General features: G+C 64.6%; 17 protein-coding genes and 1 pseudogene. 13 read left to right on the forward strand and 5 right to left on the reverse strand.

Annotated features, from left to right (window positions below; all coding sequences use genetic code 11):
- Together AC0L3J_RS33195 and AC0L3J_RS33200 are read left to right on the forward strand one after the other, a co-directional pair.
- Positions 1-358: pseudogene (locus tag AC0L3J_RS33195) on the forward strand (MFS transporter); the annotation flags it as partial.
- 113 nt (positions 359-471) lie between these two features.
- A complete protein-coding gene (locus AC0L3J_RS33200) occupies positions 472-1359 on the forward strand; it encodes a dienelactone hydrolase family protein (RefSeq protein ID WP_473349868.1) in 888 nt (295 codons plus the stop codon).
- A gap of 58 nt (positions 1360-1417) precedes the next feature.
- Here AC0L3J_RS33200 and AC0L3J_RS33205 read toward each other — a convergent pair whose 3' ends face one another.
- Both AC0L3J_RS33205 and AC0L3J_RS33210 read right to left on the reverse strand, forming a co-directional pair.
- Positions 1418-2683, reverse strand: a complete 1266-nt coding sequence (locus AC0L3J_RS33205) for a serine hydrolase domain-containing protein (RefSeq protein ID WP_473349869.1) — start codon at positions 2681-2683, stop codon at positions 1418-1420.
- Between the two features lie 120 nt (positions 2684-2803).
- Positions 2804-3655, reverse strand: a complete 852-nt coding sequence (locus AC0L3J_RS33210) for an SDR family oxidoreductase (RefSeq protein ID WP_473349870.1) — start codon at positions 3653-3655, stop codon at positions 2804-2806.
- Positions 3656-3799: 144 nt separating this feature from the next.
- Between AC0L3J_RS33210 and AC0L3J_RS33215 the strand changes: the two genes are divergently transcribed.
- Positions 3800-4516, forward strand: coding sequence for an HAD family hydrolase (locus AC0L3J_RS33215; RefSeq protein ID WP_473349914.1), 717 nt, complete (start codon positions 3800-3802; stop codon positions 4514-4516).
- Positions 4517-4584: 68 nt separating this feature from the next.
- Here the strand turns inward: AC0L3J_RS33215 and AC0L3J_RS33220 are convergent, their stop codons facing one another.
- Together AC0L3J_RS33220 and AC0L3J_RS33225 are read right to left on the reverse strand one after the other, a co-directional pair.
- Positions 4585-4992: a nuclear transport factor 2 family protein gene (locus tag AC0L3J_RS33220; protein ID WP_473349915.1), complete on the reverse strand. Its 408-nt coding sequence runs from the start codon at positions 4990-4992 to the stop codon at positions 4585-4587.
- 100 nt (positions 4993-5092) lie between these two features.
- Positions 5093-6577 carry a mannitol dehydrogenase family protein gene (locus AC0L3J_RS33225; RefSeq protein WP_473349871.1) on the reverse strand — a complete coding sequence of 495 codons (1485 nt, stop codon included), beginning with the start codon at positions 6575-6577 and terminating at the stop codon, positions 5093-5095.
- A 144-nt stretch (positions 6578-6721) separates the two neighbouring features.
- On the opposite strand from AC0L3J_RS33225, the gene AC0L3J_RS33230 reads away from it, so the two are divergent.
- The 6 genes from AC0L3J_RS33230 to uxuA all read left to right on the forward strand — a co-directional run bounded on the left by AC0L3J_RS33230 (position 6722) and on the right by uxuA (position 12971).
- The gene (locus AC0L3J_RS33230) at positions 6722-7531 is read left to right on the forward strand and encodes a FadR/GntR family transcriptional regulator (RefSeq protein ID WP_473349872.1); all 810 of its coding nucleotides are present in this window, start codon (positions 6722-6724) and stop codon (positions 7529-7531) included.
- Between the two features lie 103 nt (positions 7532-7634).
- Complete coding sequence (locus AC0L3J_RS33235) at positions 7635-8594, forward strand: sialic acid TRAP transporter substrate-binding protein SiaP (protein ID WP_035963484.1); 960 nt, start codon at positions 7635-7637, stop codon at positions 8592-8594.
- A gap of 135 nt (positions 8595-8729) precedes the next feature.
- Positions 8730-9308 carry a TRAP transporter small permease gene (locus tag AC0L3J_RS33240; RefSeq protein ID WP_018454000.1) on the forward strand — a complete coding sequence of 193 codons (579 nt, stop codon included), beginning with the start codon at positions 8730-8732 and terminating at the stop codon, positions 9306-9308.
- 4 nt (positions 9309-9312) lie between these two features.
- Positions 9313-10719 carry a TRAP transporter large permease gene (locus tag AC0L3J_RS33245; protein ID WP_473294910.1) on the forward strand — a complete coding sequence of 469 codons (1407 nt, stop codon included), beginning with the start codon at positions 9313-9315 and terminating at the stop codon, positions 10717-10719.
- Positions 10716-11765 carry an L-idonate 5-dehydrogenase gene (locus AC0L3J_RS33250; RefSeq protein WP_473349873.1) on the forward strand — a complete coding sequence of 350 codons (1050 nt, stop codon included), beginning with the start codon at positions 10716-10718 and terminating at the stop codon, positions 11763-11765. Before AC0L3J_RS33245 ends, AC0L3J_RS33250 begins: the two co-directional genes overlap by 4 nt.
- A gap of 15 nt (positions 11766-11780) precedes the next feature.
- Positions 11781-12971: a mannonate dehydratase gene (gene uxuA / locus AC0L3J_RS33255; RefSeq protein ID WP_473349874.1), complete on the forward strand. Its 1191-nt coding sequence runs from the start codon at positions 11781-11783 to the stop codon at positions 12969-12971.
- Positions 12972-13111: 140 nt separating this feature from the next.
- On the opposite strand, the gene AC0L3J_RS33260 is transcribed toward uxuA, so the two are convergent.
- Positions 13112-14050, reverse strand: a complete 939-nt coding sequence (locus AC0L3J_RS33260) for a LysR family transcriptional regulator (protein WP_473294907.1) — start codon at positions 14048-14050, stop codon at positions 13112-13114.
- Between the two features lie 212 nt (positions 14051-14262).
- On the opposite strand from AC0L3J_RS33260, the gene AC0L3J_RS33265 reads away from it, so the two are divergent.
- Genes AC0L3J_RS33265 through AC0L3J_RS33280 form a run of 4 tightly spaced genes read left to right on the forward strand, consistent with a single transcriptional unit; the run spans position 14263 to position 18495 of the window.
- Positions 14263-15345, forward strand: coding sequence for an ABC transporter ATP-binding protein (locus AC0L3J_RS33265; RefSeq protein WP_473349875.1), 1083 nt, complete (start codon positions 14263-14265; stop codon positions 15343-15345).
- Positions 15346-15381: 36 nt separating this feature from the next.
- The gene (locus AC0L3J_RS33270) at positions 15382-16098 is read left to right on the forward strand and encodes an HAD family hydrolase (RefSeq protein ID WP_473349876.1); all 717 of its coding nucleotides are present in this window, start codon (positions 15382-15384) and stop codon (positions 16096-16098) included.
- Positions 16099-16115: 17 nt separating this feature from the next.
- Complete coding sequence (locus tag AC0L3J_RS33275; RefSeq protein ID WP_473349877.1) at positions 16116-17423, forward strand: NAD(P)/FAD-dependent oxidoreductase; 1308 nt, start codon at positions 16116-16118, stop codon at positions 17421-17423.
- 22 nt (positions 17424-17445) lie between these two features.
- Complete coding sequence (locus tag AC0L3J_RS33280; protein WP_473349878.1) at positions 17446-18495, forward strand: ABC transporter substrate-binding protein; 1050 nt, start codon at positions 17446-17448, stop codon at positions 18493-18495.
- Positions 18496-18519: the final 24 nt, after the last annotated feature.

The raw sequence follows: 18519 nt of genomic DNA on the forward strand, positions 1-18519 counted from the left end.
GCTGCTGCTGACCTACCCGACCTTCCTGTGGATCGTCCATGCGCCCGGCGCGTTGTCGCTCCTGGTTGGTTTCGGTGTCCTGTCCGTCATCGGCTCGCTGCCGTTCACCGCGTTCTACGCGACCTTCACCGAGGCGCTGCCTCAGAACATCCGCGGCGGCGTGTTCGCGACCGTTTATGCGGTCGCGATCGCGAGCTTCGGCGGGACGGCGCAGCTCGTGGTCACCTGGCTCCTCCACGTCACCGGGAATCCGCTGGCGCCGGCCTGGTACCTGCTGCTTGCGGCGATCGTCGGACTTGGCGCAATGAGCCTCATGCCCGAGACTGCGCCGGTGAAACAGCGTCGGAACAAGATCTGAAAACAAGGCCTGAAAGCGCCGCGCTCGCAGGCTGGTGATTTGCGTTTCACCGACAACTATTGGCGAATGCGTCGCCCGACGGATCAGGGCCGCGCATCAGGAAGGACGAACCGATGAGTATCGAAACCACCATGACATCCGACGTCGTCGGGCTGACCAAGGTCGCCCCGGTCTCGCGCCGCGGATTCATGAGCGCCACCGCGGCCGTCGCCGCCGGCTACACGCTTGCGGCCGGGCCCGTGCGCGCCGAGGCGATCACGACCGACACCAGCGGCCTCCAGACCGGGGACGCCAAGATCAAGGTCGGCTCCGAACAGATGCCTGCGTATTTTGCCCGGCCCGCCGGCAACGCCAAGGCACCAGTGATCATCGTGGCGATGGAGATTTTCGGCCTGCACGAATACATCAAGGACGTGACGCGGCGCTTGGCCAAGCTCGGCGCATTCGCGATCGCGCCCGACTACTATTTCCGTAAGGGCGTCGATTTGACCAGGGTCACCGAGATCAAGGACCTGCTGCCGATCGTCAACGCCAAGCCGGACGCCGAGCTGCTGTCCGATCTCGATGCGACGGTGGCGTGGGCGGGATCGCAAGGCGGCGACACCGGTAAGCTCGGCATCATCGGCTTTTGCCGCGGCGGACGCACCGTCTGGGAATATGCCGCTCACAGCGGCAGCCTCAAGGCCGGCGTCGCCTTCTACGGTCCGCCGGTCGATCCAGCCAATCCGCTATGGCCGAAGAGCCCGATGCAGCTCGCGCCCGAGATGAAGGCACCGGTGCTCGGCCTCTATGGTGGCGCCGATACCGGCATTCCCGTCGCCCAGGTCGAGCAGCTCAAGGCAGCCTTGGAGCAGAACAAGAAGACGGCCGAGTTCAAGATCTATCCGGAAGCGCCGCACGGCTTCCATGCCGACTACCGCGGCAGCTACCGCAAGGACGCCGCAGAAGATGCCTGGAAACAGGCCCAGGCCTGGTTCAAGAAGTATGGTGTCCTGAGCTGACGCCGATCTTCAAAAGGGCGGCCCGAGCGGCCGCCCTTTTTATTCCAAGGCGTCGATCTCACTTCACCATCGCGCCATAGACGATGTCTTGAACCTGTTCGCGATAATATTTCCGCAGCTCGCCCGGCGCCGCCGTTCCCACCACGACCACGAGACGCTCCTTGGGGTCGCAGAAGAATTGCGTACCGTACGCGCCATTCCAGGTGAACTCGCCGGGATTGCCGGGGACCGACGACAATCCCTCGCTGGTGCGGACCGCGACCGAGAGGCCGAAGCCGAACCCGGCGCGATGCGGCTCGATGTTCGCCACGTTGTTCTTGATCTCCGGGCCGAGATGATTGGTCGTCATGTGATGCACGGTCCTGGGACCGAGGATGCGCTGGCCGTCAAGATCGCCGCCGTTGAGCAGCATCTGTCCGAAGCGGATGTAGTCGCCGACGGTCGCGAACGAGCAGGCGCCACCGCAGTCGGATTTTGTCGGCGTGTCCAAAAGCTTGATGGCTTGCGGCTTGCCGGTCAGCGGATCGTTGGCGAACGGGCGGGCGAGGCGAGCGCGCTGTGCGTCGGTCGGATGGAAGGTCGCGTCCTTCATGCCGAGCGGCTGCCAGACATTGGCGGCGAGATAGTCGCCGAGCTTCTGCTCGCTGACCTTCTCAACGACGGCGCCGAGCACGTCGATCGAGAAACCGTATTCGAACTCGGTCGAGGGTTGATGCGCCAGCGGCAGCTTTGTGATGCGATCGATGAAGGCCTGAGTGTCGCCTTCGATCGCCGGAGCTGTGCCTTCCGGATATTGCCGTGCCACCGGGCTCGCGCTGTCTGGGCGGCCGCCATACATCAGGCCGGACGTGTGTCGGTACAGGTCGTGAATGAAGATCGGTGACGCCTGCGGCTCGAGCTTCAACGAACCGTCGGCCTGCTGAACGCCGACCTTCATGTCGGCAAATCCGGGATAATAGTCGGACAGCTTGGCCTGGAGCGGCAGCTTGCCCTGCTCCATCAATGTCAGGCCCGCGACCGCCGCCATCGGCTTGGTCATCGAGGCCAGCGCGAAGATCGCGTCGATAGGCATCGGCGTGCCCTTGTCCGGATCCAGCATACCGTAGGCCTTGTAGTGCACAAGCTTGCCGTCACGGGCGATCGCGACGACCGCGCCGGGGACGCGCTTGGCGGCGATCTCACGCGCGAAGAAATTGTCGAGCCGTGCAAGGCCTTGTTTCGAGAAGCCGACGTCGTCTGGATTGGCTTCGGGCAGCGGTGCGGCGCGCGCTGCGCCGAACGTGATGGCGGCAACGGTCGCGGCGATCATGGCGATCGTCTTCATTGGATCCTCCCAAGCGCGGACTCGTTTTGCTGTGGCCCGCTCAGTGGTTAGATCACGACCGTACCGGAGCGAAGTCAAGCGCGAGCAGGGCATGTCTGGGACGCCGGGAATGCCGGAACCCTATCGTCCCTCTCCCGCGTGCCACAACGCATTCAGAGCGTGGCGGTAGGTCGGATACGCAAGCGTGACGCCGAGCTCGCGCTTCATTTTCGCGTTAAAGACGCGGGCGCTGCTCGCATAGAAGCTGCGGGCCATCGCCGACATCTCGGCGGTCTCGAACGGCTCTTCCGGCGGCGGTGCAACGTTCATCAGCTTCGCCGCGTAAGCAATCACGTCCTGCGGCGGCGCCGGCTCGTCGTCACAGACGTTCCAGATGCCGCCGCTCGGGTGATGAATCGCGGCCATGATCGCGCTCGCAATGTCGTCGACGTGGATGCGGTTGAACACCTGTCCCGGCTTGATGATGCGCCGGGCCGTTCCAGCGCGCAGCGTCACCAGCGCGTTACGGCCGGGGCCATAGATACCCGCAAGCCGCAGGATCGCGGCGTCACCACCAGTCGTCTCGGTCCACGCCTGTTCCGCCGCGACCCGCATGCGCGTGCGCTCGAGGCTGGCCTGCGGCGGCGTGCTCTCGTCGACCCAGCCGCCGGCGTGGTCACCGTATACGCCGATGGTGGAGAGATAGATGATCCTGCGGTGGCGGTCCGTGGCCAGCACGTCCGAGAAGGTCGCGATGGCAGGATCGCCGCTGCTGCCGGGCGGGATCGAGACGAGAAGGACGTCGGCGTCGCTGATACGTTCGACTGTCTCGCGCGCCGGACTGCTGCCGGAGAAAGCATGCACCTCGATGCCGGCGAGGTCGCCCCGCTGCGCGGGATCGCGCACCGTGCCGGCGATACGCGAGAAGCGGCCACCGAACAGGCGGACGAAGTGCCGGGCACTGTAGCCGAGGCCAAGGATAAAGAGCCGCATACGTCTTCCTTGCAGGTCGGGGTTCCCGTTCGCGCCGCAGCGCTCCTCCGCTCATAAGAGATTTTTGGGTCGGGCAAAAGATATTGCAATTTGTCTCGCCCGCCTGTGCAGGCGATGGTCGCTCACCGGAGGGACGCATCGATCATGCAGGCAGAAGCGCCAGCTATCATGCTATCTGACGCGGCTGAGCTAGTCCGCCGCGCCGCCGCGCTGATCTTCGACGTCGACGGCACCCTGGCCGAGACCGAAGAGCTGCATCGGCAGGCCTTCAACCATGCCTTCATCGGCCACGGTCTCGACTGGCAGTGGGACCGGGCCGTCTACAAGGACCTGCTGCGGGTTACGGGCGGCAAGGAACGGATCCGCGCCCACCATGAAAGGCTGAGGATCGCCGCGCCATTATCGGATGTCGACGTCGCGGAACTCCACCGCATCAAGACCGCGCATTATGCCGAACTGGTCGAAACCGGCTGCTGCCCCTTACGGCCCGGGGTGACGGATCTGCTCGCTGCTGCCAAGGCGCGCGGCCAGCGGCTCGCGATCGCGACGACCACGTCGCACACCAACATCGACGCGCTGCTGTCGCGGGCGCTGGGAACGGGCTGGGCCGCGGATTTTGATGCGATCGTCGCCGGGGATGACGTGCGGCACAAAAAGCCTGCGCCGGATGTCTATGTCGAGACCCTGGCGCGGCTGAAGCTCAACGCGTCCGACTGCGTCGCGATCGAGGATTCCACCAACGGCCTGATCGCAGCCGCGCGGGCGAACATTCCCGTGCTCATCACCAGAAGCGTGTTCTTCCGGGACGATGATTTCAGCGGGGCGCGGGTCGTGCTGGATGATTTGTCTGGGCTCGGGTGAGGCGCCAAAACAAAAAAACTGAAAAACAACCCCATGCACAGTAGAATGTGCCTGCGGGCCGGCCGCCCTCAATGGACGCGGTGGCTCGCTCTATCGTCCTCAGTTTGCTCGACAATCTGCGCGATCGGGCTCGACTGATGGTGCACCAGGCGCCAGTCGTCGCCGACGCGCCGAAAATGGTTGGCGGCGGCCAATGCTGTGCCATCGACGATCTCGATGCAGAGCACGCGCGCGCTGTCGCCGTCGATGATGGCCTGGGGTTCCGCGCAAACGATCTGCGGCCGTTCCGGACTCTGCAGGATGTCGCGCCAGCTTCCGATCACCGTGGCCCGGCCGATGATGGCCGGCCAGCCGGGATGAATGCAGGAAATGGCGTCATCGTCCGCCCACATCCGCTCCATTTGGTCGAAATCGCCGCTCGAAAAGGCGGCGTAGAACGCTGCGTTCGCGGCGATCACCTTGCTGTCCTTTGCCATGCCTCTCGGGTGGGGCAATGACAGGCAAAAATCAAGCGCGACTTCAGTCGACTTTCCGTTCGATCTGGACCGCAATGCAGCATTGCTGCCCGTTTTGTGGTCACGCCGAGACCAGCGTCTCCACCGCACGCCGCGCGCCATCCTTGTAGAGTCGGCCGAGCGCCGCGGTCACGGCCTCGCGCAGGCGGGGCTCCGCGCCCAGCGGCCCGAACACTTTTGCGACGCCGAGCAGCGCGGGCGCCAATCGTTCGGCGACGGGACCTGCCTCGCGCGCCAAATCGGCGAACTCGGCGGCGAGCGGATCGCGCACGTCGATGGTGCGGCCCTTGTCGTCGAGGCCGGTGACGTAGCGCATCCAGCCGGCCACCGCGAGCGCATGCGTTGCGATCGGCAGGTTCCTGGCGAGACGATCCTGGATCGCGCCGAGCAGGCGCTGCGGCAACTTTTGCGAGCCGTCCATCGCGATCTGCCAGGTGCGGTGATGCAGTGCCGGATTGGCGAAGCGCTTGAGCAGCGAGGCGCGATAGGCGGCCAGGTCTGCGCCGGCAGGCATCGTCAGCGTCACCGCGGCCTCTTCCATCACCTGCGCGGCGAGGCGCGCGAAATGCGGATCCTGCATGGTGTCGGCGATGGTCTCGTAGCCGGCGAGATAGCCGAGATAGGCCAGCGCCGAATGGCTGGCGTTGAGCAGCCGCAGCTTCATCAACTCGAACGGCTTGACGTCGTTCACCAGTTCGACGCCGGCGGCGGCAAGATCGGGCCGGCCCGCCGTAAAGCGATCCTCGACCACCCATTGCGTGAAGGGCTCGGTCATGACGGGCCATGCGTCGTGCAAACCGAACGCGGATGAAACCGCATCGCGGTCACCATCCGTCGTCTCCGGCACGATGCGGTCGACCATGGTCGAGGGGAAGGCCGCCGTATCCGCGATCCACTTGCCGAGATCCTTCGAGCGCAGCGCGGCGAATTGCGTCACGATCCGCTGCACGGTGTGGCCGTTGGCGGCGAGATTGTCGCAGCTCAGCACGGTGAAGGGCGGGGCGCCCAGGGCCCGCCGGCGCGCCAGCGCGGCCACGATGAAGCCGGGAGCCGAGCGCGGCGCGTCGAAATTGTTGAGGTCGTGCACGACATCAGGATGGCGCTCGTCGAGATCGCCGGTCTGCGGCGTGTGGCAATAGCCCTTTTCGGTGACGGTGAGTGAGACGATGCGAATGGCGGGATCGGCCATTCGCTCGACCAGTCGTGCCGGGCTCTCGCGCGCGACCACGCTGTCCAGCAGCGCACCGATGATGCGGTGTTCGGTGCCTTCGGCTGCACGGACGGCAACCGTATAGAGATGATCCTGCGGGGCGAGGGCGTCGCGTGTGTCGGAGCTGCGCAGGCTGGCGCCGACGATGCCCCACGAGGTGGCGCCGGCCGCAAGGCAATCATCGATGACGACGGCCTGGTGGGCGCGATGAAACGCGCCAAGGCCGAGATGCACGATGCCGGAGGTGACGCGCGAACGGTCGTAGGCCGGGCGGCGAATGCCGGGTGGCAGCCGGTCGAGATTGGCGCGGCCAAGGCGTGTCGAACCAGGACGCATGGTCGTCTCTCCCTTGTTTGGCCGCTGCTTGACATGGCGCCTGTCCTCGGTCAATGCTGCGGTCAATTGGTAAGACCAATTTTCCAAAATTGGCGGGCCGCGGGCAGCGAGAGCTGCCGGCATGACCCTTTCGGGAGGACCAGCGTGCCGCTGGAAGCTGTGGAGGCGAGACGGCTTTATCGCCAGGTCGCCGATCAATTGCGAAGCCTGATCGACAGCGGCGAGTACGCGGTCGGCAGCCGCTTGCCGACCGAACGCGAGCTCGCCGAGCAGCTCAGGATTTCCAGGCCGACGGTGCGCGAAGCGCTGATCGCGCTGGAAGTCGAGGGGCGCCTTCGTATCCGCGTCGGTTCCGGCATCTATGTGATCGAGCCCGCGACGGTCGCGGCGACCGCGCCTGCCTCCGTCATCGAGGGCCCGTTCGAGCTGTTGCGCGCCCGCGAGTTCCTGGAAAGTGCCATCGCCGAAGAAGCCGCGCGCGTGGCGACGAAGGACGACGTTGCCCGCATCGATGCGTCCCTTGTGGCGATGGAGAATGTAGAACACCCCGGCGAAGCCTCGATGGTCCACGACCGCGCCTTCCACGTCGCGATCGCCGGAAGCCTCGGCAATGCCGTTCTGGTGCGCGTGGTCGGCGAGTTGTTCGACCAGCGCCTCAATCCCTATTTCGCGCAGCTTGCGCATTATTTCGAGAGCCCGGGCACGTGGCGCACCGCGCTCGACGAGCATCGCGCGGTGCGCGACGCCATCGCCGCACACGATCCTGAAGCGGCGCGCGACGCGATGCGCGATCATCTCGCGCGATCCCAGGAGCGCTTTGCGCAGAACTTCGGCGCCGAGAAAGCGGCAGGACCGTCTTCCGGGCGCACCGCGCGATCGACGGCAAAGCCGTCAAAACCGGAACGTGCGCCGAAGAAGAGCCGAGCTGCGAGCAGCAGTGCGCGACAGCGATGACATTGTGCAGCCCGCACCCGCGTTGGGGCGGGCTGACAAGAAGCGGATTTAAAAGAAGCAGACTTGAAAAATGGAGGAAAAGTCAGTGTTGAAAAAGATGACAATGGTGCTGGCGGTCTCGGCCGCGGCGATGATTGCTACGACTGGCGCCGGCATGGCGCAGACCAAGCTCAAATGGGCCCATGTCTACGAGACCTCGGAGCCGTTCCACACCGCGTCGGTCTGGGCCGCGCAGGAGATCGGCAAGCGCACCAACGGCCGCTATGCGATCGATGTCTATCCGGCCTCGCAGCTCGGCAAGGAGGCCGACATCAACCAGGGCCTCTCGCTCGGCTCGGTCGACATCATCATCTCCGGCTCGAGCTTCGCGGCCAAGAGCTTTCCGCCGATCGGCGTGACCTATTATCCCTACACCTTCCGCGATGCGGATCATCTGCTCGCCTACACCAAGAGCGACATCTTCAAGGAGCTCACCAAAGGTTATGAGGACAAGAGCGGCCACCACATCGTCGCGGTGACCTATTACGGCGTGCGTCAGACCTCGTCGAACAAGCCGATCAAGACCTGTGCCGACCTCAAGGGCCTGAAGATGCGCGTGCCCGACGTTCCCGCCTATCTGGCGATGCCGCGCGCCTGCGGCGCCAACACCGCGCCGATCGCGTTCGCCGAAGTCTATCTGGCGCTCCAGAACGGCACCGTCGAGGCGCAGGAGAACCCGCTGACCACGATCGAGGCCAAGAAGTTCTACGAGGTGCAGAAGCACATCGTGCTGACGGGCCATATCGTCGATCATCTCAACACGGTGGTGGCCGGCGCGCTCTGGAAGAAGCTCAGCGACGAGGACAAGAAGATCTTCACCGACGTGGCGCAGGAAGCCGCCGCCAAGGCGACCGCGGAGATCAAGCAGAACGAGGCCAAGCTGGTCGCCTTCTTCAAGGAGAAGGGCCTGACCGTCACCGAGGTCGACAAGAACGAGTTCCGCGACACCGTGCTGAAGAACGTCGCGTTCGAGACCTTCGGCTACCGCAAGGCCGACTGGGAACGCATTCAGGCGGTGAAGTGACGACATAGTCGTCATCCCGGGCGGTCCGCAGGACCGAACCTCAGGTGCGCAATTGCGCACCTGAGAATCTCGAGGTTCCGCGTTTGGTGCTGACGCACCATCCCGGAACGACGTGACCAGTTTGAGGAGCAACCCATGTCCACCGCCGAAACGCACCGGCAGATCACCGCGGACGAGATCGCCCACACCTTCGAGGAAGAGGCGACACCCAAGGTCGATCTCGGCATCTACGCTTTCGAGGACTGGGTCGCGCTGGCGATCTTCTGGGTGATGGCGCTCGCCGTCTTCCTCCAGTTCTTCACCCGCTACGTGCTCAACGACAGCTACGCCTGGACCGAGGAGATCGCGACCTACTGCCTGATCGGCGTGGTCTTCATCGGCTCCTCGATGTGCGTGCGGCTGTCGCGGCACATCCAGGTCGATCTGCTCTATCGCTATCTGCCGCACCTCGTGGCGCGCGCGTTGTCGACGGTGATCGACCTGATCCGGATCGTCTTCTTCGGCTACGCCATCAAGCTGGTCTGGGTCTACATCCAGATCATCGGCGACGAGTCCATGACCACGATCAATCTTCCCAAGGACTACGTCTATTACGCCGTGCTGGCGGGGTTCGTGTTGATGTTCGTCCGCTCGGTGCAGGTGGCCATACAACATTTGCGGCAGGGCTACTCGATCCTCGAACGTCCCGGCGCCTACGACGGTTTTGAAGGGTAATCCCATGTTGCTGTTGCTTGGAGGCTTTCTCGTCCTGATGCTGCTCGGCGTTCCCGTGGCGATCGCCATGGCCGCGTCGTCGCTGCTCTACATTCTGGTTAGCGGGGTGACGCCCGACGTCACCCTGGCTCAGCGCATGATCGCCGGCGTCGAGAGCTTTCCGCTGCTCGCCGTGCCGTTCTTCATCCTGGCCGGCAATCTCATGAACATCGCCGGCGTCACCGGGCGCATCTACAAGTTCGCCGTCGCGCTGGTTGGCTGGATGCGCGGCGGCCTCGGCCACGTCAACATCATCGGCTCGGTGATCTTCTCCGGTATGTCCGGCACCGCGATCGCGGATGCCGCCGGTCTCGGTACCATCGAGATCAAGGCGATGAAGGACCACGGTTACACCACGGAGTTCTCGGTCGGCGTCACCGCGGCCTCGGCCACGCTCGGGCCGATCATCCCGCCGTCGCTGCCTTTCGTGATCTACGGCATGATGGCGAACGTCTCGATCGGCGCGTTGTTTCTGGGGGGCGTCATTCCAGGCGTCGTGCTGACGCTGCTGATGATGGCCACCGTCACCTACTTCGCGCACAAGAACAAATGGGGCAGCGATACGCCGTTCTCCTGGCCGCAATTGGGATCGGCGGGGCTCGAGATCCTCGTCGTACTGAGCTTCCCGATGGCCGTCTGGCTTCTGACGGTCGCCGGTCTCTCCACCAATTGGGCAGTTGGGCTTGGCCTGGTCGTGCTGCTCGCGCTCGACTGGTACTTCGACTTCTCCGCGGTGATGGCGCTGATGGCGCCGGTGATCCTGATCGGCGGCATGACGCTCGGCTGGTTCACCCCGACGGAAGCGGCGGTCGCCGCCGTGATCTGGTCGCTGTTCCTCGGCCTGGTACGCTACCGCACCATGACGATGAAAACGGTCGCGAAGGCTACTTTCGACACCATCGAGACCACGGCTTCGGTGCTGTTCATCGTCACGGCAGCCTCGATCTTCGCCTGGCTGCTGACGGTGTCGCAGGCAGCCCAGATGCTGTCGGACTGGATGCTCAGCATCACCCACAACAAATGGGTGTTCCTGGCGCTCGCCAACGTCCTGATCCTGTTCGTCGGCTGCTTCATCGACACCACGGCCGCGATCACCATTCTGGTGCCGATCCTGCTGCCCATCGTGCTCAAGCTCGGAATCGACCCGATCCATTTCGGTCTGATCATGACGCTGAACCTGATGATCGGCCTGTTGCACCCGCCGCTCGGCATGGTCTTGTTCGTGCTCGCCCGCGTCGCAAAACTCTCGGTCGAGCGCACGACGGTGGCGATCCTGCCCTGGCTGGTGCCGCTGATGCTCGCGCTGATCGCGATCACCTACATCCCCGAACTGACCCTCTGGCTGCCGAAATACATGGGACTTTCCAAATGACCTCAACTGCTCTCGCCGCAACCCTGTTTGGCCCCGAAGATCTGCGCATGGTCGAGCATCCGCTCGACAAGCTCGCTGAAGGCATGGTGCGCCTCCGTTTCGGCGCCGGCGGCATCTGCGGCTCGGACATGCATTATTTCCGTCATGCTCGCACCGGCGATTTCGTGGTGAAATCGCCGCTGGTGCTCGGCCACGAGATCTCCGGCGAGGTCGTGGAGATCGCGGGCTCCGCGGCGAACCTGAAGCTCGGCGACCGTGTCGCCGTCAACCCGTCGCGCTGGTGCGGCCATTGCGTCGCTTGCCGCCAAGGCCGGCAAAACCTCTGCGAAAATATCTACTTCATGGGCTCGGCCTCAAAGACTCCGCACATGCAGGGCGGCTTCGCCAATTACTTCGACGCGATTCCGGCGCAGTGCGTGAAGATCCCCGATCATGTGTCCTATCAGGCCGCGGCGCTGGCCGAGCCGCTCGCGGTCTGCCTGCACGCGGTCGCGCGTGCCGGCAACATCGAAGGCAAGCGCGGCATCATTTTCGGTGCCGGTCCGATCGGGCTTCTGACCATGCTCGCTGCGCGCCGCGCCGGCATGACCGACATCACGGTGGCCGACATCGCGCCGGCGCCGCTGGCTTTTGCGACCCGGCTCGGCGCATCTCACGTCGAGAATGTCGCGGCCGGCGAGGAAGGCCTGAAGGCGCAGGCCGCGTCGCGCCCCTACGATGTCGCTTTCGAAGTCTCGGGCACGGCTGCAGGCCTTGCCAGTGCGATCGGTATCGTCAGGCGCGGTGGCGTTGTCGTACAGATCGGCAATTTGCCGGGCGGCCAGATTCCAGTGCCCGCCAATGCGGTGATGGCCAAGGAGATCGATTTGCGCGGCTCGTTCCGGTTCGGGCTCGAATTCATGACCGCGGTGGAGCTGATCGCGGACGGCAGTGTCGACGTGCTGTCGCTGGTCACCGCCGAGCGGCCGCTGTCCACCGCGCCGGATGCGCTGCGGCTGGCGCTCGACCGCTCGCAGAGCGTCAAGGTCGTGCTGACCGCGAACTGATCCGGGAGATTTTTTATGATGCTTGAGGGATGGCGCTGGTACGGGCCGGACGATCCGGTCTCGCTCGATGATGTCAGGCAGGCCGGCGCGACGGATATCGTCTCGGCGCTGCATCAGGTACCGATCGGCGAAGCCTGGACACGCAAGTCGGTCGAGGAGCGCAAGAACTTCATCGAGCGTGGCCAGCCCGGCCGCTCGCGATTGACCTGGTCGGTGGTGGAATCGATTCCGATCCCCGACGACGTCAAGCGTCTCGGGGCTAAGGCGACGCGCTCGATCGAGGCGTGGATCGCCAGCCTGGAGGCGGTCGCCGCCTCCGGCATCAAGATCATCTGCTACAACTTCATGCCCGTCGTGGATTGGTGCCGCACCGATCTGGAATGGGAGTTGCCGAACGGCGCCCGTGCCATGCGCTTCGACCAGGACCGTTTCGCTGCGTTCGAACTGCACATTCTGAAGCGTCCCGCCGCCGTCCAGGAATACTCACCCGAGCAGCAGGCTCGCGCGAAAAAGCTGTTCGACCAGATGAGCCAGGCCGATATCGACTATCTCGTCATGGTGATCGCCAGCGCGTTGCCGGGGTCGACCACCGAGCCGATGACGATCCCGCAATTCCGCGATCGACTCGAAACGTATCGCGACATCACGCCGAAAATCCTGCGGCAGCATCTCGCCGAATTTTTGGGTCGCGTCACGCCCGTCGCCGAGCAGCTCGGCGTTTCGCTGACGCTGCATCCGGACGACCCGCCGCGCCCGCTGTTCGGCCTGCCGCGCATTGCCTCCAGCGCCGATGACTATCAGGCGCTGTTCGATGCCGTGCCGTCAAAGGCCAATGGTATCTGCCTGTGCACGGGGTCGCTCGGCGTGCGCGCCGAGAACAATCTCCCCGCCATGGCCGAACGCTTCGGTCCGCGCATTGCCTTTGCGCATCTGCGCGCGACCAAGCGCGAAGCGGATGGTTTGTCCTTCTACGAGTCCGATCATCTCGACGGTGACGTCAACATGGTCGCGGTGCTGAAGGCGCTGCTGAAGGAGAACGCGCGGCGTTCGCCTGACAAGAGAATCGTGTTCCGGCCCGATCACGGCCACCGCATGCTCGACGACCTCGCGGCGACCAAGCGCACCAATCCAGGCTACACCGCCATCGGCCGCCTCCGCGGCCTCGCCGAGCTGCGCGGCGCAATCCGCGCAATCGAGCATCGGTAGAGGCCAAAACTCTATCCACACCGTCATTGCGAGCGCAGCGAAGCAATCCAGAATCTCTCCGCGGAAAGACTCTGGATTGCTTCGCTGCGCTCGCAATGACGTGGAGGGAGAGGTGCCTCACTCCAACACCTCCCGCTCGCTCAATAGCAGGCGGCCATCGCGCCGAGCTTCGGATAGAGCCGGTCGATCGCGGCGATCTCGCTTTTCATCTGTGCAGTGATCCAGTCGCGGATCTCGGCGGCGATGGGGCGCATCGGCCGGTTGCGCGGTGGCAGGAATTCGCAGATGCGGCGCGTGGTGGTGAGCGTGTCGGACGCCGGCACCAGTGCGCCGGTCAGCATCCAGTGCGAGGCGACCGTCAGCCAACCGAGCGCGATGCCCTGGCCGAGCAGGGCGGCCTGCATCACGACGGCATAGTCCGTGAAGCTCAGCGCCTTGGCCGCGCCGCGACGCCCGGTGAGAAGCGATGCGTAATCCGCGGCCCAGTCGCCCGGCGTCTCGGCGAGCCGAATGATGGTGTTGCCCTCGGCGGGATCGGTTTCGCCGAGATAGGCAGGGCTGCACATCGGCAGCATGACCTCCTTCATCACCAGCGTGCCGCCGGATGACGGCTCCTCACGATCGCGGAAGCGCATGCCGAGGTCGACATTCTCCACCGGTCCGCGCAGCGCGCCGGAGATCAGTTGGAAGCGCAAATCGACGTGAGGAAATTGCTTCTGCAGCTTGTCGATGCGCGGCATCAGCCAATGCGTGGTGAAGGCGGAGGAGACCGATAGCGTCACCGTCTCGGTGCCCTTGCGGCGCCGTTCGATCTCGACCAGCCCGCTCTCGATGCTGCGAAAGCCTTCGAGCACGCGGCGATACAAGAGTTCGCCTTCCTCGGTGAGCACCGCGCGTCCCGCCTTGCGATCGAATAGGCGGACGCCGAGATGGTCCTCGAACTGGCCTAGCATCCGGCTCACCGCGGGCTGGGTGACGTTCAATTCGGCGGCCGCAGCCGTGAAGCTGCCATTGCGCGCCGCTGCGTCGAAGACGAACAGGGCGTTACTTGAGGGCAGCATCCGGCGCAGCTCGGGCATAACGCCATGTTATGGGCCAGGTGAGAATTTGGCAATTGCCGAGTTTTGCCAAGTCTGATGTCATCGACGTGACAGCCTAAAGACAGGGCTTGCGAGCGAAGATGTTGGTGCGGTGCACGCTTCGACCGTGAGTGCTCAAATGTCTTGTCTATAAAGCAGGCTTATGGCGCGCAGTGAGGCACGCCATTGCAGGGACATGGCGAGGTCGATCGTTGGACAAACGAGCGGAAAGCGTCGAGATCAGATCCGCGAGCAAGGCCTATGGCGCCGTTCGCGCCCTCGACGACGTGTCCCTCAATGTCGCCGCCGGCGAGTTCGTCTCGCTGCTCGGCCCCTCCGGCTCCGGCAAGACCACGTTGCTCGGCATCCTCGGCGGCTTCATCCTGCCATCGAGCGGAACGATCCTGTTCGGCGGCCGCGACGTCACATGGATGCCGCCGCACAAGCGCGACATCGGCGTCGTGTTCCAGAACTACGCGCTGTTCCCGCATATGAGCGTCGGCGAGAATGTCGCCTTTCCCTTGCGCGCGCGACGGCTGCCGAAGGCGACCTGGCCGGATAAGGTGCGCGCGGCGCTTTCGATGGTCGGCCTTGCCGGCTACGAAGAGCGCGGTATCGCGCAACTCTCCGGCGGCCAGCGCCAGCGCGTGGCGCTCGCACGCGCCATGATCTTCGAGCCGCGGCTGATCCTGATGGACGAACCGCTGTCCGCGCTCGACAAGCAGCTGCGCGAATCCATGCAGATCGAGCTGCGCACGCTGCACAAGCGCATCGGCGCCACCATCATCTACGTCACCCACGATCAACGCGAAGCGCTGACCATGAGCGACCGCGTCGCTGTGATGAAAGACGGCAGGCTGATCCAGATCGACGCGCCCGAGCGCCTGCACGACCATCCCGCGGATTCCTTCGTCGCGAGCTTCATCGGCGAAGCCACGATGCTACCCGTGCGACGCGTCGATGCCTCCGGCGTTGCGCTCGGCAACGTCCTTCTGCGCAGCGCCCGCGCCATTCCCGACGGGGACGCGCTGATGCTCGCCGTGCACAGCGAAAAACTGCTGATCGACGACGGCGCGCCGGACACCGCCTGCAATCGGCTCACCGGCACGGTCACCGACATCGTCTATCAGGGCGAGAGCCTGCGCATCTTCCTGGCGCTCGCCGATGGCATCGTGCTGAGCCTGCGCCAGGCGAGCCATCACGAAGCCTACAGCCGCATCCCGCCGCTCGGCGGCAGCCTCACCGTGACCCTACACCCCGAGGACACCATCGTCGTGCCCAGGGTGAGGGACTGAACCCAAGCCTTGTCCAACCGAGAGAAGAAGCCAAAAATGTCGTCAGCAGCCTCGTTCAGCAATTTCAAGGTTCTCACCTTCGACGTCGTCGGCACCTTGATCGACTTCGAGACCGGCGTGCTCTCCGCGGTGCGTCGGATCTCGGGCAAGTCGCCGGCCGAGCTCAGCGACGACAAGATCTTCGAATCCTACAAGCGCGGTCGCGACAAGCATCACGAGCGTTCGAGCGAGGTGATGTTTCATGTCTATCGCTATCTTGCCAAGGAGCTCGGGCTGCAGGCCGATGACGCCTCCTGCGACGTCTTCCAACTCGCGGTGCTGCGCTGGGGACCGTTCCCGGACTCGGTCGAGGCGCTCAAGCGCCTGCGCACCAAATTCAGACTGGTCGCCATGACCAACGCCGACCGCGTCGCGCTCTCCTGTTACGCGCATGCGCTCGGCAATCCCTTCGACGATACCGTGTGCGCCGACGAGACTGGTGTTGCGAAACCCGATCCGGAGTTCTTCGCGTACAACAAGGGGCGCCAATCTGCTTTCGGCTACAAGCAGTCCGATATCCTTCACGTCGCCCAGAGCCAGTATCACGATATCCGGATCGCGCGGAAGCTCGGCTACAAGGTGTGCTGGATCGAGCGCCGCCAGGGCATGGCCGGCTTCGGAGGCACACCGGCCGTGGAGACGCTGACCAAGCCGGACTTCCATTTTTCGACGTTGAAGGCGCTCGCCGACGCGGCCATCGGGCCGGCGGTGTAACTTTTGTGAGCGCGGAGATGACGCAGAACTGGAGCGCATTGCCGTCGGCCAACTCGCTGTGGGAAGCCACGGCGGAGCCGGCGCGCGCGTTTCCGGTCCTGTCCGGCGAGAGCCAAGCGGACGTGGTGATCATCGGTGCCGGCTATACCGGCCTGTCCGCGGCCCACCACATCGCCAAGAGCGGGCTCAGCCCCATCGTGCTCGAGGCCAACCGCCCGGGCTGGGGCGCGAGTGGCCGCAATGGCGGCGTGATCACCGCAAAATTCCGCCTCTCGTTCCGCGAGATCGACGCCGTGCACGGCCGCGCCATGGCGCAGCGCATGTACGGGATCGCGCATGAATCCACTGATATCGTCGAGGAGCTGGTCTCCGAATTTGGCATCACCAGTGCCGCGTTGACGCGCACCGGCCAGGTCAAGGCCGCCCACAACGAGACGACCCTGAAGGCTGCGATCGACGAAGTGGCGTGGATGAAGCAGGAAATGGGCGATGCGGAGGTCCGCATCCTCGACAAGGGGCAAGTGCGCGACGAGACCGGCTCCGACATCTTCGTCGGCGGCGTGCTCAATCCCGGCTCCGGCGGCATCCATCCACTGAATTATCTGCACGGCCTTGCCGATGGCGTGGCGCGCCGCGGCATCCCCATTTTCCAGGAGTCGCCCGTCGTAAAACTTCGGCGCGACAATAGCGGCATCGTCGCCGAAACGCCGCAAGGCGCGGTGCGGGCGAAACAAGCGATCATCGCCACCAACAGCTATTCCGACCTCACCGGCGCGACCGCGAACATGCAGCGCACGCTGATCCCGTTCCGCAGCGCCATCATCGCGACCGACAAGCTGCCGCGCAACCTCGCGGGAAGCCTGATGCCGACCGGGCGCACCTACACCGAGACCAAGCGCATGATGCGCTGGTTCCGGATGGTCGACAACCGCGTGATTTTCGGTGGCCGCGGCGCGTTCGGCAAGCAGGATTCGGAAACCGCCTTCGACGCGTTGCGCAAGGCGATGGTCGGCATCTTCCCGGATCTCGCCGACGTCCCGCTCGCCTACAAATGGTCGGGCCTGGTCGGGATGACGCTGGACTCGGTGCCGCATATCGGCCGGCTCGACGACCGCACGCTGTTCTCGATGGGCTACAACGGCGCGGGCGTGGCGATGTCGAGCCTGATGGGCCGCTATCTCGCCGCCTTCGTGCGCGGCGAGACGCCAGAGGTCGGGCTGCTCGACGCGCGGCGATTGAAAGCCATCCCGTTCTATCCGTTGCGCGAGCCCGCCGTGCGCATGGTCGCGGGCTGGTACCAGTTTCTCGACGCGATCGGACAGTGAGATTTACCTGGAGGAGGCGAGGATGAATACGAAACGGCTTGTTGGATTTGGCTACACGCTGGTTGGCGCGATCGCGCTCGGCGGCACCGCGGCCAGCGCCGCCGAGCAGATCACCTTCGTCTCACAAGGAGGCGCCTATCAGCAGGCGCAGACGGTGGCGATCCTCGATCCCTCCGCCAAGAAGCTCGGCATCACCATCAATCAGGATTCGATTCCCGACGCCTGGCCTGCGATCAAGACCCAGGTCGGCAGCGGCAAGCCGATCTGGGACGTTGTCGATACCCCAACCGGCAACTGCCTGCGTGGCGGCGAGCAGGGGCTGATCGAGAAGCTCGACTTCTCGAAGATTCCGAATGGCGCCGCGATGCCGGAGGCGTATCGCAGTCCCTATTCGGTGTCCTACGAGTTCTATTCCAGCGTGCTGGCCTATAGTCAGAAAACGTTTCCAAAGGACGCGCCGAACAGCTGGGCCGATTTCTGGGACGTCAAGAAATTCCCCGGCCGCCGTGCGCTGCGCAACCACCCGTTCGCAACGCTCGAGGCGGCGCTGATGGCCGACGGCGTCGCGCCCGACAAACTCTATCCGCTCGAGGTCGACCGGGCCTTCAAGAAGCTCGAAGAGATCAAGCCGCACGTCACGGTGTGGTGGACCTCCGGCGCACAGTCAGCGCAGCTTCTCAATGACGGCGAGGTCGACATGGAGATGGCCTGGAACGGCCGCGTCAGCGCCGTCGCGAAGGAAGGCGCCAAGGTCGCCTTCACCTACAACCAGGGGATTTTGCAAAGCACCTCGCTCTGCATCCTCAAGGGCGCGCCGAACCTCGACACGGCCGTGAAATTCCTCAACGAGGCCGTCGATCCCGTGCACCAGGCCAATCTGCCGCTGCATATCGATTATGGCCCGGGCAACCCGAAGGCGTTCGAGACCAACGTGATCAAGCCCGAGCGCGCCGCGCAATTGCCGAGCGAGCCGGCCAATGCGGCCAAGCAGGCGCTGATGTCCTACGCCTGGTGGTCCTCGCCGGCGGGCGAAGCCGCCGAGAAGCGTTGGGCGTCGTTCATGCAGAAGTAGGCGAAGCGAGGCTGCGTTGACGAT

It is taken from the genome of Bradyrhizobium sp. Kon37 (assembly GCF_055807535.1).

What these genes read in the sequence shown, in the direction of transcription:
- AC0L3J_RS33200 (WP_473349868.1), top strand. Translation starts at nt 472, where the DNA reads ATGAGTATCGAAACCACCATGACATCCGACGTCGTCGGGCTGACCAAG.
- AC0L3J_RS33205 (WP_473349869.1), bottom strand. Translation starts at nt 2,683, where the DNA reads ATGAAGACGATCGCCATGATCGCCGCGACCGTTGCCGCCATCACGTTC.
- AC0L3J_RS33210 (WP_473349870.1), bottom strand. Translation starts at nt 3,655, where the DNA reads ATGCGGCTCTTTATCCTTGGCCTCGGCTACAGTGCCCGGCACTTCGTC.
- AC0L3J_RS33215 (WP_473349914.1), top strand. Translation starts at nt 3,800, where the DNA reads ATGCAGGCAGAAGCGCCAGCTATCATGCTATCTGACGCGGCTGAGCTA.
- AC0L3J_RS33220 (WP_473349915.1), bottom strand. Translation starts at nt 4,992, where the DNA reads ATGGCAAAGGACAGCAAGGTGATCGCCGCGAACGCAGCGTTCTACGCC.
- AC0L3J_RS33225 (WP_473349871.1), bottom strand. Translation starts at nt 6,577, where the DNA reads ATGCGTCCTGGTTCGACACGCCTTGGCCGCGCCAATCTCGACCGGCTG.
- AC0L3J_RS33235 (WP_035963484.1), top strand. Translation starts at nt 7,635, where the DNA reads ATGGTGCTGGCGGTCTCGGCCGCGGCGATGATTGCTACGACTGGCGCC.
- AC0L3J_RS33240 (WP_018454000.1), top strand. Translation starts at nt 8,730, where the DNA reads ATGTCCACCGCCGAAACGCACCGGCAGATCACCGCGGACGAGATCGCC.
- AC0L3J_RS33245 (WP_473294910.1), top strand. Translation starts at nt 9,313, where the DNA reads ATGTTGCTGTTGCTTGGAGGCTTTCTCGTCCTGATGCTGCTCGGCGTT.
- AC0L3J_RS33250 (WP_473349873.1), top strand. Translation starts at nt 10,716, where the DNA reads ATGACCTCAACTGCTCTCGCCGCAACCCTGTTTGGCCCCGAAGATCTG.
- uxuA (WP_473349874.1), top strand. Translation starts at nt 11,781, where the DNA reads ATGATGCTTGAGGGATGGCGCTGGTACGGGCCGGACGATCCGGTCTCG.
- AC0L3J_RS33260 (WP_473294907.1), bottom strand. Translation starts at nt 14,050, where the DNA reads ATGCCCGAGCTGCGCCGGATGCTGCCCTCAAGTAACGCCCTGTTCGTC.
- AC0L3J_RS33270 (WP_473349876.1), top strand. Translation starts at nt 15,382, where the DNA reads ATGTCGTCAGCAGCCTCGTTCAGCAATTTCAAGGTTCTCACCTTCGAC.
- AC0L3J_RS33275 (WP_473349877.1), top strand. Translation starts at nt 16,116, where the DNA reads ATGACGCAGAACTGGAGCGCATTGCCGTCGGCCAACTCGCTGTGGGAA.
- AC0L3J_RS33280 (WP_473349878.1), top strand. Translation starts at nt 17,446, where the DNA reads ATGAATACGAAACGGCTTGTTGGATTTGGCTACACGCTGGTTGGCGCG.